The following is a 14,779-nucleotide window of genomic DNA, read 5'->3' on the forward strand; positions in this document are numbered from 1 at the left end:
GTGCCTGCGCGGTCAGGGCAGAGCGCGCGGTTACCTCTATCCGTCCTCCTGTGCGGGGAGGGCGGAAGCTTGCCTCAATTGTGGACTAGACCATTCTGCTCTGTCCATCCAATGGCGGGCGTCTTCATCCCGTCACTTCCTCCAACAGTACGCGGACCCGGCCCCTCGTGGGTACTCCTGCGTATTCGCGTGGGGAAAGTCATGGCCGTACCCGGGGTACGCTCGCCAGGTGCCCTCCATGAACGACCTCGTACGCCAGCACACCGCTCTCAGTGAAGCCGAACTGGAGTGGCTCCATCTGCTGGTCTCGGAGTGGCAGCTGCTCTCCGACCTGTCCTTCGCCGACCTCGTGCTGTGGGTGCCCACCCTCGACGGCACCCGGTACGTATCGGTCGCGCAGATGCGCCCGAACACCGGCCCCACCTCCTACCAGGACGACATGGTCGGCCACCTGGTGCCGCGCGGTCGCCGCCCGCTCCTGGACGCCGCCCTCGACGAGGGCCGGATCGTGCGCGAGGGGGACCCGGAGTGGCGCGAGGAGGTGCCCGTCCGGGTCGAGTCGATCCCCGTGCGCCGCGAGGGCCGGGTGCTGGGCGTCATCGCCCGCAACACCAACCTGCTCACTGTGCGTACACCGAGCCGGCTGGAGCTGACCTACCTCCAGTCCGCCTCCGACCTGGCCCAGATGATCGCGGCGGGCTCCTTCCCGTACCCGGGCCAGCAGGTCGACATGGACGCCTCCCCGCGCGTCGGGGACGGACTCATCCGACTCGACGCCGAGGGCGTGGTGACGTACGCGTCCCCGAACGCCCTCTCCGCCTACCACCGGCTCGGCCTCGCCGCCGACCTGGTGGGCCAGCACCTGGGGACCACCACCGCCGAACTGGCCCCGTCCCGCGGCCCGGTGGACGAGGCGCTGGTGAAGCTGGCCAGCGGCTGGGCCCCCCGGGAGACCGAGGTCGAGGGCACCAGCGGGGTCATCCAGTTGCGGGCGATCCCCCTCAAGCCCAAGGGGACCCGCATCGGTTCCCTCGTGCTGTGCCGCGACGTCACCGAACTGCGCCGTCGCGAACGCGAACTGATCACCAAGGACGCGACCATCCGGGAGATCCACCACCGGGTGAAGAACAACCTCCAGACGGTGGCCGCCCTCCTGCGGCTCCAAGCCCGGCGGATGGATTCGGAGAACGCCCGCGAGGCGCTGAACGAGGCCGTGCGCCGCGTCGGTTCGATCGCGATCGTGCACGAGACGCTGTCTCAGAACCTGGATGAGCGGGTGGAGTTCGACGAGATCGCCGACCGCGTCATCGCGATGGTCGCCGAGATCTCCCCGGGCAAGGTGGCCTGCCGGCGCACCGGCCGCTTCGGGATCCTGGACGCGGAGGTCGCCACTCCGCTGTCGATGGTGCTGACGGAGGTGCTCCAGAACGCGCTGGAACACGCCTTCACCCAGGGGGAGGGCGGCACGGTCGAGGTGGCCGCGATCCGCTCGGGCAGCGGCCGGGCCGACGGCCGGCTCCTGATTACCGTGCTCGACGACGGCTGCGGCCTGCCCGAGGGCTTCGACCCCCAGCGCGCCGGCAACCTCGGGCTGCAGATCGTCCGGACCCTCGTGGAGGGGGAGCTCGGCGGCACCTTCGACATGCTGCGGGCCCAACCGCGCGGCACCAAGGTGGTCCTCGACGTGCCGGCCAGCTCCCAGAAGTAGCCCCCCGGTCCGTCACTCACCGTGACGGACCGGAAGCCGTACCGGCTTCGGGCGGGGTTCGGACAAAGCACTGAGCCCCGTACCGGGGCCCCACCAGCGGTAGCTGGGGGAGTCCCGGTACGGGGCTCAAGAGCACGTTGCTGAGCGCTGCTATGGGTACTACGCGCTGCGGCTCGAGGCTCGAAAGTCGATGTCAGGCGGTGGCGTTGCGCGCCCGATTGCGAGCGGCGCGGCGCTTCATCGCGCGGCGCTCGTCCTCGCTGAGACCGCCCCAGACGCCGGAGTCCTGACCGGACTCGAGCGCCCACTGCAGGCACTGCTCCATGACGGGGCAGCGGCGGCAGACGGCCTTGGCTTCCTCGATCTGCAGCAGCGCAGGACCGGTGTTGCCGATGGGGAAGAAGAGTTCCGGGTCTTCCTCACGACAAACGGCGTTGTGACGCCAGTCCATGGCTGCTCCATCTCCTTGTATTGCGGGCAGGTTGCTTGTGAATGTGAACGCTTTCACGAATCCCCCCGTGAGGGAAGGGCCGACGCCCAGTTGCCTGGTGCGGTCCGAGATACGTGGAGGGGTTCTGGCGCTCTGTGTGGGTGCCGGGTGCTGCGGGCTGTCCCGATCGCCATGTAGAGATTCGCAAACCTCGGACGGGGATACAACCCCTTCCGGAAAGTTTTTTTGGATTCGTCGGTGTCTACTAGGTCACAGCCCTAGTTCCTAGGGGTGGACCAGCGTGTAAACGTTCGAGTGAAAGGACTTTTGGCCCTTCCACTCACACAATCACACGCAGTGCCCGGCGTACGCCTGTGAACCGAACGCTGGTGCGCAGTCCGAGGTGATCGCCGTCCATCTGGAAGGGGAGCGGAACCTTCGAATGCAAGGTGAAGTCGGTCAGATCGTGCAGAGACACCGCGTGCTTGCCGTGCGGACCGCGTTCAGGAGTCGAGGTCAGGAGCTGCGTGGCGTACCGGGCGACCGCCGGAGTTGACAAACGATTGAGCGCCAATACGTCAAGCGCGGTATCGAACGAGGCCTCCGGAGAGGCATAGAGGGGCCGGTTCCCCAGGTACGTCCAGGGGGACGTGTTGCAGACTATCGAGAGCACCAGGTCCGTCACCGGATCATGGCCGGGGCGCTCCAGCGTCACCGTGCCGTTCCTACGGTTCGGCTCCTCCCAGAACTGACGCATGAGCTGCCGCACGTACAGGGCGTGCGTCGAACGCTTGCCGCGTTCGCGCTGCTGCTCCACCCGGCCCACGACACCCGCGTCGAAGCCGAAGCCCGCGCAGAACGTGAACCAGCGCGCCGGGACCGATTCATCCTCGGTGCCGGGTGAGCCGGCGGCCAGGCCCAGGCCCACCGTCCGCTCGCGCTCCTCGCGCAGGGCGTCCAGGAGGGCCCCGGTCGCCTCGACCGCGTCGTTCGGCAGGCCGAGCGCCCGGGCGAAGACGTTCGTCGATCCGCCGGGGACCACCGCCAGCCTCGGCAGTCGGTCCGGGTCGGGCCCGTCGTGCAGGAGACCGTTGACCACCTCGTTGACCGTGCCGTCGCCGCCGAGGGCCACCACCAGGTCGAAACCCTCGTGCGCGGCCCTGCGGCCCAGGTCACGGGCGTGTCCCCGGTACTCCGTCGTGACCGCCTCCAGCTTCATCTCGCTGGCCAGCGCGTGGGTCAGGACGTCGCGCGTGCGCGCACTGGTCGTCGTCGCTGCTGGGTTGGCCACGAGGAGTGCACGCATGACGGCCAGAGTACCCACCCCGCCTCGGGCATTGCCTACCGACCGTCCCGTACCGCGCCGCCGGCGCGCGGCTACCCTGCTGGGGTGAGCAAGAAGCAGAGCCGTCAGCAGACCCCGAACGTCCCCGCCGCCGCGGTCACCGCTCCCGCGGCGCCGCCCCGACGGCTCACGGCGGCAGCCGTGCTCACGGCGCTGGAGGGCCTGGCCCTGGCCGGGCTGGGCGTCTACATGCTGTTCGTCGGCATCGCGGGCGACCCCGACTCCCCGCAGCAGGCGGAGACCGGCGGGGTGACGCTGCTCGCGCTCGCCGCGCTGCCGCTCGTCGCCGCGCGGGGGCTGCGGCTGGGTCGCCGCTGGAGCCGCGGCCCGGCACTGATCACGCAGCTCATGGCGATGCCGGTGGCGTGGACCCTGTGGACCACCGGCGGCGCGATGACGGCCGCCGCCGTGGCACTGGCCCTGGCCGCCGTCGCCGTGGCCGCCCTGCTGGTGAACCCGACGGCCACCGAGGCGCTCGGGATCGGGCCCGGCGAACAGGCCCGATAACCCCGCTCCTCCCGTACCGCGGGCTACTCCTCGACGAGGAGCTTCTCCCGGAGCTGGGCCAGGGTGCGGGCCAGCAACCGGGACACGTGCATCTGGGAGATGCCGACCTCCTGCGCGATCTGCGACTGGGTCATGTTGCCGAAGAACCGCAGCAACAGGATCCGCTTCTCCCGCGGCGGCAGTCCCTCCAGCAGCGGTTTGAGGGACTCGCGGTACTCGACGCCCTCCAGTGCCTCGTCCTCCGAGCCCAGGGTGTCCGCGACGGCCGGGGATTCGTCGTCCGTGTCCGGCACGTCCAGGGACAGGGTGCTGTAGGCGTTGGCCGACTCCAGCCCCTCCAGCACCTCCTCCTCGGAGATCCCGAGGCGTTCCGCCAGCTCGTGCACCGTCGGCGAGCGACCGTGCTGCTGCGAGAGCTCGGCCGTGGCCGTGGTCAGCGACAGCCGCAGCTCCTGGAGGCGGCGGGGAACCCGTACCGCCCAGCCCTTGTCGCGGAAGTGCCGCTTGATCTCGCCGACCACGGTCGGGGTGGCGTACGTCGAGAACTCGACGCCGCGGTCCGGGTCGAACCGGTCCACCGACTTGATCAGGCCGATCGTCGCGACCTGCGTCAGGTCGTCCAGCGGCTCCCCGCGGTTGCGGAACCGCCGTGCCAGGTGCTCGACCAGCGGCAGGTGCATCCGGACCAGCCGGTTGCGCAGTTCCGCGCGCTCGGGTGAGCCCTCGGGCAGCTCGCGCAGCTCGAAGAACAGGGCCCGCGCACCGCTGCGGTCCCGCGGATCCGGCAGCGCCACGGGCGCGGCCGGCACCGCCGGGGCCGTGGCAGCGGCCTCCGGTGGTTGTGGTTGGTCGTGCTGGTTCTCGCTCACAGGGCCCGCCCGTCGCTCCGCCGAGTCCAAAAAGCCGTCTTCCGCATCCGCGTCAGCCGGGTGCGGCCGGGCGTGCTGCTGTTCCGGAATGCCGCCGTCGACCTCGTGCCGTACCCGGGGCCGATCCCCGCCCCGCACCGGGATCTCCCCGCCGCTCACACCGGGCCTGGCCCCGCGCCGCGCTGTTTGTAGAGACTGATGCTCACCGTCCGGTTCTCCTCGACCGTCGCCTCGACCTTGCCGGCCAGCGCCGACAGGACCGTCCACGCGAAGGTGTCGCGTTCGGGCGCGCGGCCGTCGGTGGTCGGCGCCGAGACGGTCACCTCCAGCGAATCGTCCACCAAGCGGAAGACGCAGCTGAGGACGGAACCGGGCACGGCCTGCTGGAGCAGGATCGCGCAGGCCTCGTCCACCGCGATGCGGAGGTCCTCGATCTCGTCGAGAGTGAAGTCCAAACGGGCTGCGAGGCCGGCCGTGGCCGTTCGCAACACGGACAGGTAGGCACCCGCAGCGGGCAGCCGGACTTCCACGAAGTCCTGGGTCCCGGGCTCGCCTGCGATCTGGGACACCCTCACCTCCAAGGTGGTACGAGCTCTGTTCGCCGGTGACGCTATCGCGATCCGGGTGATCGTGTCGCGGCACCCCTCACAGCGCCCCTTTCGGGGGCGCCCGGGCCGACCGGCCGTGCGTCCAGTGACTGATGGTAAGCCCATGGGTACGCACAGTGGCTAGAGGTCTGCGGGCCCAATTCGGGGGAACCGGCGGAGGGTTGACCTACCCCGGTTCAGACGATCGAACCGTCGACAAAGCACCATCGCCAGGTCTCACCCGGCTCGAAGCTCCGCATCATCGGATGGCCGGTCTCCTGGTGGTGCGCGGTGGCGTGCCGGTGGGGGGAGGAGTCGCAGCACGCGACGTATCCGCACCCGAGGCACATCCGCAACTGCACCGGATGGCTCCCGAGCACCAGACATTCGGGGCAGGTCATCCCATGAGGGACGGGCTCGGGGCGCGGCAGTTCTGCAACGTGGGTGCACTCGCTCATGATGGCCAGCGTACGACCAGGGTGCGGGTGCACGACGCGATGAGGATGGATCGTCATGGAGGTATTGCCGCTGGTGGCGCTGGTGGCGGGGAGTGCCGCGGTGGCGGGCGCGGCCCGCCGCACACCGGTGCCCGCGCCACTGCTGCTCGTCGCGGTCGGACTGATCGCGGCGTACGTCCCGGGCGTGCCGTCGTACGTCCTGGACCCGCACATCGTGCTGCCGTTGCTGCTGCCGCCGTTGCTGCACACGGCCGCGGTGGACAGTTCGTACCTCGACCTGCGCGCCAACATCCGCCCGGTCGCGCTGCTGTCGGTGGGGTACGTGCTCTTCGCGACGCTGGCCGTCGGATACGCGACGTACCTGCTCGTGCCGGGTCTGTCGCTGCCCGTGGCGCTGGTGCTCGGCGCGGTGATCGCCCCGCCGGACGCGGTCGCGGCGACCGCGATCGCCCGCAAGTTGGGGCTGCCGAACCGGATCACGACCATCCTGCAGGGCGAGTCCCTGGTCAACGACGCCACGGCCATCACCGCGTACAAGGTGGCGCTCGCCGCGGCCGTCGGGGTGAGCGCGGGCTGGGCCGGCGGGATCGCGGAGTTCCTGCTGGCCTCGGTCGGCGGGGTCGGCGTGGGGCTGCTGCTGATGGTGCCGATCCACCAGCTGCGCAAGCGGCTGAAGGAACCCCTGCTGCAGAACACCCTGTCGCTGCTGATCCCGTTCGTGGCGTACGCGGCGGCCGAACGGGTGCACGCCTCGGGCGTGCTGGCCGTCGTCGTCGTCGCCCTCTACCTCGGGCACCGGAACTGGCAGGTCGACTTCGCCACCCGCCTCCAGGAGGAGGCGGTGTGGAAGGTGGTCGCGTTCGTCCTGGAGTCGGTGGTCTTCGCGCTGATCGGACTCCAGCTGCCGGTGGTCCTCAAGGGCCTGGAGGAGTACGAGCCCTCGTCCGTGGCCCGGTACGCGGTCCTGGTCTTCCTCGCGGTGGTCGCCGCGCGGTTCCTGTGGGTGTTCCCCGCGACGTTCCTGCCGCGTTGGCTCTCCGAACGGATTCGGCGCCGGGAACCGGAGACCAACTGGAAGGCGCCGGTGATCGTCGGCTGGGCCGGCATGCGGGGCGTCGTATCGCTGGCGATCGCCTTCTCCGTACCGCTGGAGGTCCCGCACCGGAACCTGATCCTGTTCCTCACCTTCACGACCGTCATCGGGACCCTGGTCGTCCAGGGCCTGACGCTGCCGCCGCTGATCAAGCTGCTGAAGCTGCCGGCCCGCGACGTGCGGGCCGAGACGCTCGCCGAGGCGCAGGCGCAGAGCGAGGCCTCGCGGGCGGCCGAGGACCGGCTGGCGGAACTGCTGGAGGACGCGGAGCACAACGCGCTGCCGCCGCCGTTGGTGGAACGGCTGCGCACGGTGCTGGAACGCCGCCGCAACGCGGTGTGGGAGCGGTTGGGAGAGGTCAACGCGCAGACGGGGGAGTCGGCCGACGACGTCTACCGCAGGCTGGCGCGGGAGATGATCGCCGCCGAGCGGGAGGTGTTCGTCGCCCTGCGCGACGCCCGCCGCATCGACGACGAGATGTTGCGCGCGCTGCTGCGCCGGCTGGACCTGGAGGAGGCGGCGGCCTACCGGGAGGAGTCCGCCTGACCGCCTCCGGCGGGTGCGGTCCGGCGCTGTCGGCGCTGTCGGTGGTGTCGGTCGGGTCGGTGGGGGGCGCGGGCCCACCGGCGGATCACGGTCGGCCCGTGACGACGGCGGCCAGGGTGGTGCCGTCGGGGAAGGTCCCCGACGCGGTGAGGGCGACCAGGGCCCACAGCAGCTTCGCGACGTAGATCCGCTCGACGGGGAAGCCGTGGCGGGCCCCGAAGTCCGAGGCGAAGACCTCCAGGGCGTCCGGGACGCGGGCGTAGCCGCCGTGGTCGAAGCCCTCGGCCAGGCTCCAGTCACCGGCCGGCCCGCCGAAGGCGGCCTCCTGGAGGGAACGTATCTCCGCCCTCAGGAAGCCGCCCGCGAGGACCGGGACGCCGAGCGCCCGCTGGCCGGGGTCGAGGCCGGCCGCCAAGCCGGCGAGGGTGCCGCCGGTGCCGCAGGCCACCGCGACCACGTCGGCCGCGCCGCGCAGTTCGTGGCCGAGCCCGGCGCAGCCCCGCAGGGCGAGGGCGTTGCTGCCGCCCTCGGGGACGACGTACGCGCCGGCGGCGCCCGCCTCGGCCAGCAGCCGGTCGCGCGTACGGGGCTCCGCCTTGCGGCGGTAGTCGGAGCGGGTCACGAAGCGCAGCCGCATGCCGTCCGCCGCGCACCGGGCGAGGGAGTCGTTGAGGGGGCGGTCGGCGAGTTCGTCCCCGCGCACGATGCCGGTGGTGCGCAGCCCGAGCAGCCGACCGGCGGCCGCGGTGGCCCGCAGGTGGTTGGAGTAGGCCCCGCCGAAGGTGACGACCTCCCCGTGACCCGCCTCCAGAGCGGCCCGGAGATTGGGCGCGAGCTTGCGCCACTTGTTGCCGGGCAGCTCCGGATGCACGAGGTCGTCCCGCTTGAGCAACAGCCGGACCCCGCGCGCGGCGAACCGCTCGTCGACCACCTCGACCAACGGGGAGGGCGGACGGGGACGCAGTTCGGGGTGGCTCACCGCTTCATTGTCGGCCCCGGTGGCGGGTGGGGCGGCCCGTCACTTGAGGCGTTCCGCCACGCGGGCCCGCATCGAGGCCATCGTGAAGCCCCTGGGGTCGACCTTGCCGGGTTGCCATTCGAGGTGGCCGATGACCGACGGGGCGCTCCAGCCGTGGAAGCGGCAGACGGCGGCCGCCGCGCGGGCGATGGCGTCGAGTTGGACGGCGGGCCAGGGGTCCTTGCCATCGCCGAGGTTCTCGCACTCGAAGCCGTAGAAGTGGCGGTTGCCGTCGGTGTTCGCCTCGTGGTCGGCGGGCAGGCGCTTCTCGGCGATGACGGCGGCCAGGACGTCGGAGTCGCCGGAGCCGGCGTGGTTGGTCCGGCCGTGGCCGACCAGGTGGACCCGGCCGTCCTTGGCGATGACGCCGTGGCAGAGCGGGCCGGGCAGGTCCGCGTGTCCGTCGCGGCAGAGGGCGATGGTGTAGGGGGTGCCGCGCGTGACGGTGTGGTGGATCATCACGCCGTGGACGGGGCCCCAGGGGCCCTTGTGGTTGCGGTTGTGGGTGCGCCAGGCCCCGACCTCGACCACGGTCAGGCCCTCGTTCCGGAGTGCTGTGATGAAACGGTCCGCGGACATGGGTGCGGCCATGGCCGCCTCCTTTGCGGTGCGTGGGAGACACACTCCGTGTGCGTCTCGTCACGTTCCGGTGTAGCGGAGGCGACCCTTCCGGGGCTAGGGCGTTCGTACGGCGAGCGAGCGGATCCGGCCGGCCGTCAGGCCGATGCCAGCCACAGGTCCGGGCCGAACACCTCGTAGTGGATGTCCGACGCCGGCACCCCCTTGGCGATCAGCTGCGCGCGCACCGCCCGCATGAACGGCAGCGGTCCGCACAGGTAGGCGGTGGTGCCGGGGGCGACCGGGACGTCCGTCAGGTCGACCAGGCCGGTGGCGTCGCCGGGCTCCGCCGACTCCTCGTACCAGAAGCGGGCCGAGGCGTCGGCGAGCTTGTGGGTGAGGGCGCGGTGGTCGGCGCGCAGGGCGTGGTCGGCGGGGGAGCGGTCGGCGTGCAGGACGGTGACGGGGGCCGCGTGCCCGGTCTCGGCCAGGTGTTCCAACATCGACAGGATCGGGGTGCAGCCGATGCCGGCCGACGCGAGCAGCACCGGCGCGGAGCCGCCGCGCAGGACCAGGTCCCCGTACGGGGCGGAGACGCGCAGCCGGTCCCCGGTGCGGACCCGGGCGTGCAGGTGGTTCGAGACCTCGCCGTCGGGACCGCCGGCGGTCGGGCCGTGGACGCGCTTGACGGTGATCGCGCGGATCGGGGAGCCGGGGGCCCGGGAGAGGCTGTACTGGCGGCTCTGGCGGGCCCCGTCGGCGAGTTCGACCTGGACGGAGACGTACTGGCCCGGCCGGAAGTCGGGGGCGGGGGCGCCGTCGGCCGGGGCCAGGTGGAACGTGGTGCAGTCCGTCGTCTCCTCGACCCGCGCGGCCACCGTCCACTCCCGCCACACGTCCCCGGCGAGGACCCGCTGCTCGGCGTACAGGCGCTCCTCGATGGCGGCGAGGGCGTTGGCCATCAGCCAGTAGACCTCGTCCCAGGCCCCGGCGACCTCGGGGGTGACGGCCTCACCGAGGATCTCGACGATCGCGGCGAACAGGTGCGTGTGGACGACCGCGTACTGCTCGCGGGTGACGCCGAGCGAGGCGTGCTTGTGGGCGATGCGGCCGAGCATCACGTCGGGACGGGTGCCGGGGTTCTCGACCAGGTGGGTCGCGAAGGCGGCGATGGAGCCGGCGAGGGCCTGCTTCTGGAGCCCGGCGTTCTGGTTGCCGCGGTTGAACAGGTCGCGCAGCAGCTCCGGGTGAGCCGCGAACAGCTCGCGGTAGAAGAGGTCCGTGATGTCGCCGATCGCCGCCCCGACGGCGGGCAGGGTGGCACGTACGGTCGCGGTCGACTTCTCGGACAGCATGGGGGCTCCTCGCTTAATTGGTATGTGTGATGCGTATTCAAGGACGGAAAAAAAGGCCCGTGACGGTACGGACATTTGTTCGGACAGCTCTACGCCCGCACCCCGGACGGGCTGAACGGAGGGCCGAATCAGCCAACCGGCCCGAGTCGGCGGGCCTTGCGGCCGCCTCAGGTCGGGCCTCGGGTCGGCCCCCCGGTCGGGCCGCTGGTCCCCGCGCCGGATCCGCCCGAGAGGCTCAGCAGCAGCGGGCCCGTCGGGCTCGCCACCAGGTCGTTCACCGTGAGCGGGTCCAGTGCGGCGAAGAACGCCTCCTGGGCCCGGCGCAGCGCGCCGCGCAGGACGCAGGCGCCGCGCAGCGGGCAGGGGGTGGCGCCGTCGCAGTCCACGACATCGCCGGCGCCCTCCAGTTCGCGCACCACGCCGCCGATCGAGGCGGCCCGTCCGGAGGCGGCGAGCGCGAGCCCGCCGCCCCGGCCCCGGCGCGCCTCGATCAGCCCCAGGTGCTGGAGTCGGGCGACCACCTTGGCGGTGTGGGTGTACGGAACCTGCATGCCGGCGGCCACTTCCCGGGTCGTGGGGAGGTCCGCCTCCTGGACGGCCAGGCGCATGAGCACGCGCAGTGCCAGGTCGGTGAATCGGGTCAGCCGCATGGCCGCAGCTTAAATTGCAGCTCCGATGCAAGTTAAAGCGGGGGCCGCGACCGTCGGGCCCGGGTGGCGAGCGCTGAATGGCCGAAAAGAGCGGTTCGCCGCCGGCGGGGCGGACCGGTGTGACCGCTGAGGATGCCCACACCCACACGGAGTAGTCCCACCCTTTTGTGTAATGGTCCGGCTGCGTTGCGTACTGGAAGGCTTTCGTACCGCATACCCATGGAGTGATCGAAAGGGATAGACATGTCGGTCCAGGCAGGTTCCGAAACCGAAGCCCAGACACCGCAGCGCAGTCTCGGCACCTCGGCCGCACGGAACTTGGCAACCACGACCAAGTCCGCGCCGCAGATGCAGGAGATCACCTCGCGGTGGCTGCTGAAGATGCTCCCGTGGGTCCCCGTGCAGGGCGGTACGTACCGCGTCAACCGCAGGCTGAGCTACTCGGTCGGCGACGGACGCGTGGAGTTCATCAAGACCGGGACCCAGGTCCAGGTCATCCCCGCCGAGCTGGGCGAACTGCCCTTGCTGCGCGACTACGAAGACGAGGCCGTCCTCACCGAACTCGCCGCCCGCTGCCAGCAGGTCGACTTCGAGACCGGTCAGGAACTCACCTCCTTCGGCAACGCCTCCGACAAGGTCTTCCTCCTCGCCCACGGCCGCGTCGACCACGTCGGCCCGGGCCCCTACGGCGAGGACGCCGTCCTGCGGACCGTCGCCGACGGCGCCTACTTCGGCGAGGACGCCCTCACCGACGACGAGGCCATCTGGGAGTACACGGCCCGCGCCGCCACCCCCGGTACCGCCCTCGTCCTCTCCCGCCAGGACTTCCAGCTCCTCGCCGACCGGGTCGACTCCCTGCGCGAGCACGTCGAGGACGTGCGGACCGCGCCCGCCCGGCGCACCAACAAGTACGGCGAGGCCGCGATCGACCTCTCCGCCGGCCACCAGGGCGAGGCCGTACTGCCCGGCACCTTCGTCGACTACGAGGGCTCGCCGCGCGAGTACGAGCTCTCCATCGCGCAGACGGTCCTGCGCGTGCACACCCGCGTGGCCGACCTGTACAACCAGCCGATGAACCAGACCGAGCAGCAGTTGCGGCTCACGGTCGAGGCGCTGCGCGAGCGCCAGGAGCACGAGATGCTCAACAACCGCGAGTTCGGTCTGCTGCACAACGCCGAGTACGACCAGCGCATCCAGCCCCACGACGGCGCGCCCACGCCCGACGACATGGACCAGCTGCTGAGCATGCGACGCGGCTCCAAGATGTTCCTCGCGCACCCCAAGGCGATCGCCGCCTTCGGCCGCGAGTGCAACAAGCGCGGCCTGTACCCCGAGACCATCGACATCGGCGGGAACCGGGTGCCGTCCTGGCGCGGAGTGCCGATCTTCCCGTCCAACAAGATCCCGATCAGTGACGCCCGTACGACCTCCATCCTGTGCATGCGCACCGGCGAGGAGGAGCAGGGCGTGATCGGCCTGCACCAGCCCGGGATCCCCGACGAGATCGAGCCGAGCCTGTCGGTGCGCTTCATGGGCATCAGCGAGCAGGCGATCATCTCCTACCTGGTCACCGCCTACTTCTCCGCCGCGGTACTGGTGCCGGACGCGCTCGGTGTCCTGGAGAACGTCGAGATCGGCCGCTGGCGCTGATGACCCCCAACGCCGTCGCCACGGGCGAGGGGCAGGAAGCGGCGGTCCTGCTGGAGCGCACGAGGGAAACGGTCAACCCGCGGCTGCGCCGGACGGTCGAGAGCCTGCCGGGCTCCATGCGGGACGTGGCCATGTATCACTTCGGCTGGCAGGAGGCGGACGGCAGCCCGGCCGCGGGCAACGCGGGCAAGGCCATCCGGCCGGCGCTCGTACTGGCCTCGGCGCAGGCCGTGGGCGGGCCGCCCGGAGTCGCCGAGGACGCCGTACGGGCGGCGGTCGCCGTGGAGTTGGCGCACAACTTCACGCTGCTGCACGACGACGTCATCGACAAGGACGTCCAACGGCGCGGCCGGGCCACGGCGTGGACCGTGTTCGGCATCCCGGACGCGGTCATCACGGGCGACGCGATGATGGCGCTCGCGCTGGGGCAGCTCGCCGAGGACCCCCACCCGGCCTCGGCGGCGGCCTCGGCCCGGCTCGCGGCCTGCGTCATCGAGCTCTGCGCGGGACAGCAGGCGGACTGCGCCTTCGAGCGCCGGCCGGACGTCTCCCTGGACGAGTGCCTGACGATGGCGACGGCCAAGACCGGCGCCCTGCTCGGCTGCGCGTGCGCGCTCGGCGCGCTGTACGCGGGCGCAGGGCCGGAGGAGGTCGACGCGATGGACGCCTTCGGCCGGGAGGCCGGGCTGGCCTTCCAGCTGATCGACGACCTGATCGGCATCTGGGGCGACCCCGGGCACACCGGCAAACCTGCGGGGGCCGACCTGGTCGCGCGCAAGAAGTCCCTCCCGGTCGTGGCCGCCCTCACCTCGGGCACCGAGGCGGGCCTGGAGCTGGCGGCGCTGTACGCGGGGCCGATGACCGAGGACGACGTGCGGCGGGCGGCCCGGGCCGTGGACCGGGCGGGCGGCCGCGACTGGGCGCAGGCCCACGCGGCCGACCGGATGGGTCGGGCGGTGCAGGAGCTGTCCCGGGCCGTCCCGGACCTCGCGGCGGCGGGCGGCCTGCTGGCGCTGGCGGAGTTCGTCACGCGCCGGACGAAGTGACGCGGCGGGCGAGGTGACGCGGCGGGCGAGGTGACGCGGCGGACGGAACGACGCAGCGGGTGGAGCGACGCGTCGGACGGAGTGACCCTCCGGACGGGGTGACCCTCCGGACGGGGTGACCCTCCGGACGGGGTGACCCTCCGGACGGGGTGATCCTTCGGACGGAGTGGCGCGCCGGACGCGCAGTGACGCGCCCCTCGCGATGAACACGTACGGGTCCGAGGCCTGTTCCGGCACCACCACGGTGCCGGAACGGGCCTTTCCGCGTCGGAGCGCCAACTCTAGGATCATTCGCGGTTGTTGACACGTGAGTGAAGGGTGTGACCTGTGGTGCTGCAGATACGTCAGGCGGATCATTCCGAGCGGGACGCGGTGGCGCGGCTGCTCGACGAGGCCTTCCGGGACGACCCGGTCAGCAGCTGGGTCTTCCCCGATCCGCGACACCGTGCCGCCGTCCACGGGAAGTTCCTCGGCGTCTTCGTCGACGTCGCCTTGGAGGAGGGTCGGATCGACCGTACGGCCGACGGCGCCGCGGCCGCGCTGTGGCTGCGGGTGCCGGCGGGCGAGCCGGAGGGCGAGGACGAGGTCCCGGCGCGGATGCGCGCGGTGGCCGATCCGGACAACGAGCGCTGCGAGCTGGTCGGCCGGCTCACCGGGGAGGTCCATCCGACCGCCGAGGAGCACGAGTACCTGCTGATGATCGCCGTCGCGCCGGACCGGCAGGGCGAGGGGCTGGGCACCGAGCTGATCCGCCCGGTGCTGGAGCGCTGCGACCGTGACGGGGTGCCCGCCTACCTGGAGGCGAGCAGCGAGCGCAGCATGCGCCTGTACGAACGGCTGGGTTGGGAGTTCACGGGTCGGACGGTGCGGCTGCCCGGGGGGCCGCCGATGTGGCCGATGTGGCGCAAGCCGCAGGGCTGACGGACCTGCGCGCGCGGGCTCCCGGGAAAAGGGTCTGG

At 71.6% G+C, this 14,779-nt stretch carries 15 protein-coding genes; 6 read left to right on the top strand and 9 right to left on the bottom strand.

The features are described 5' to 3' along the window. Positions 1 to 238 precede the first annotated feature (238 nt). Entirely contained in the window at positions 239 to 1,708 is a 1,470-nt protein-coding gene (locus tag ACZ4XJ_RS18315) for a sensor histidine kinase (protein WP_362880740.1), read from the top strand. A gap of 193 nt (positions 1,709 to 1,901) precedes the next feature. Here the strand turns inward: ACZ4XJ_RS18315 and ACZ4XJ_RS18320 are convergent, their stop codons facing one another. Beyond that, positions 1,902 to 2,159, bottom strand: coding sequence for a WhiB family transcriptional regulator (locus tag ACZ4XJ_RS18320; protein WP_004937597.1), 258 nt, complete (start codon positions 2,157 to 2,159; stop codon positions 1,902 to 1,904). A 319-nt stretch (positions 2,160 to 2,478) separates the two neighbouring features. Continuing rightward, entirely contained in the window at positions 2,479 to 3,444 is a 966-nt protein-coding gene (locus ACZ4XJ_RS18325) for a diacylglycerol/lipid kinase family protein (protein ID WP_362880693.1), read from the bottom strand. An 84-nt stretch (positions 3,445 to 3,528) separates the two neighbouring features. Between ACZ4XJ_RS18325 and ACZ4XJ_RS18330 the strand changes: the two genes are divergently transcribed. Then, a complete protein-coding gene (locus ACZ4XJ_RS18330) occupies positions 3,529 to 3,990 on the top strand; it encodes a hypothetical protein (protein ID WP_362880692.1) in 462 nt (153 codons plus the stop codon). A 23-nt stretch (positions 3,991 to 4,013) separates the two neighbouring features. Here the strand turns inward: ACZ4XJ_RS18330 and ACZ4XJ_RS18335 are convergent, their stop codons facing one another. From ACZ4XJ_RS18335 to ACZ4XJ_RS18345, 3 genes are all read right to left on the bottom strand, one after another. Further along, complete coding sequence (locus tag ACZ4XJ_RS18335; protein ID WP_362880738.1) at positions 4,014 to 5,003, bottom strand: RNA polymerase sigma factor SigF; 990 nt, start codon at positions 5,001 to 5,003, stop codon at positions 4,014 to 4,016. An 11-nt stretch (positions 5,004 to 5,014) separates the two neighbouring features. Next, positions 5,015 to 5,428 carry an ATP-binding protein gene (locus ACZ4XJ_RS18340; RefSeq protein ID WP_281208104.1) on the bottom strand — a complete coding sequence of 138 codons (414 nt, stop codon included), beginning with the start codon at positions 5,426 to 5,428 and terminating at the stop codon, positions 5,015 to 5,017. 215 nt (positions 5,429 to 5,643) lie between these two features. Beyond that, on the bottom strand, positions 5,644 to 5,904 hold the full coding sequence (locus ACZ4XJ_RS18345) for a UBP-type zinc finger domain-containing protein (protein ID WP_362880690.1): 261 nt from the start codon (positions 5,902 to 5,904) through the stop codon (positions 5,644 to 5,646). 55 nt (positions 5,905 to 5,959) lie between these two features. Between ACZ4XJ_RS18345 and ACZ4XJ_RS18350 the strand changes: the two genes are divergently transcribed. Further along, positions 5,960 to 7,543, top strand: a complete 1,584-nt coding sequence (locus ACZ4XJ_RS18350) for a Na+/H+ antiporter (protein WP_362880689.1) — start codon at positions 5,960 to 5,962, stop codon at positions 7,541 to 7,543. Positions 7,544 to 7,628: 85 nt separating this feature from the next. Here ACZ4XJ_RS18350 and ACZ4XJ_RS18355 read toward each other — a convergent pair whose 3' ends face one another. From ACZ4XJ_RS18355 to ACZ4XJ_RS18370, 4 genes are all read right to left on the bottom strand, one after another. Beyond that, positions 7,629 to 8,522, bottom strand: a complete 894-nt coding sequence (locus tag ACZ4XJ_RS18355; RefSeq protein ID WP_468496734.1) for a 1-aminocyclopropane-1-carboxylate deaminase/D-cysteine desulfhydrase — start codon at positions 8,520 to 8,522, stop codon at positions 7,629 to 7,631. A gap of 39 nt (positions 8,523 to 8,561) precedes the next feature. Further along, entirely contained in the window at positions 8,562 to 9,152 is a 591-nt protein-coding gene (locus ACZ4XJ_RS18360; protein ID WP_468496735.1) for an N-acetylmuramoyl-L-alanine amidase, read from the bottom strand. 125 nt (positions 9,153 to 9,277) lie between these two features. Then, positions 9,278 to 10,474 (bottom strand): globin domain-containing protein, encoded by a 1,197-nt coding sequence (locus ACZ4XJ_RS18365; protein ID WP_468496736.1) that lies wholly within the window; start codon positions 10,472 to 10,474, stop codon positions 9,278 to 9,280. A 167-nt stretch (positions 10,475 to 10,641) separates the two neighbouring features. Beyond that, positions 10,642 to 11,124 (bottom strand): RrF2 family transcriptional regulator, encoded by a 483-nt coding sequence (locus tag ACZ4XJ_RS18370; RefSeq protein ID WP_362880682.1) that lies wholly within the window; start codon positions 11,122 to 11,124, stop codon positions 10,642 to 10,644. A 243-nt stretch (positions 11,125 to 11,367) separates the two neighbouring features. Between ACZ4XJ_RS18370 and ACZ4XJ_RS18375 the strand changes: the two genes are divergently transcribed. The 3 genes from ACZ4XJ_RS18375 to ACZ4XJ_RS18385 all read left to right on the top strand — a co-directional run bounded on the left by ACZ4XJ_RS18375 (position 11,368) and on the right by ACZ4XJ_RS18385 (position 14,741). Next, complete coding sequence (locus ACZ4XJ_RS18375) at positions 11,368 to 12,774, top strand: family 2B encapsulin nanocompartment shell protein (RefSeq protein ID WP_362880680.1); 1,407 nt, start codon at positions 11,368 to 11,370, stop codon at positions 12,772 to 12,774. Next, complete coding sequence (locus ACZ4XJ_RS18380) at positions 12,774 to 13,820, top strand: family 2 encapsulin nanocompartment cargo protein polyprenyl transferase (protein ID WP_468496737.1); 1,047 nt, start codon at positions 12,774 to 12,776, stop codon at positions 13,818 to 13,820. The genes ACZ4XJ_RS18375 and ACZ4XJ_RS18380 overlap by 1 nt, the downstream gene beginning before the upstream one ends. Positions 13,821 to 14,147: 327 nt before the next feature. After that, positions 14,148 to 14,741, top strand: a complete 594-nt coding sequence (locus ACZ4XJ_RS18385) for a GNAT family N-acetyltransferase (RefSeq protein ID WP_468496738.1) — start codon at positions 14,148 to 14,150, stop codon at positions 14,739 to 14,741. The last annotated feature ends 38 nt before the right edge of the window (positions 14,742 to 14,779 follow it).

The sequence above is a fragment of the Streptomyces sp. NPDC029836 genome, assembly GCF_055574495.1.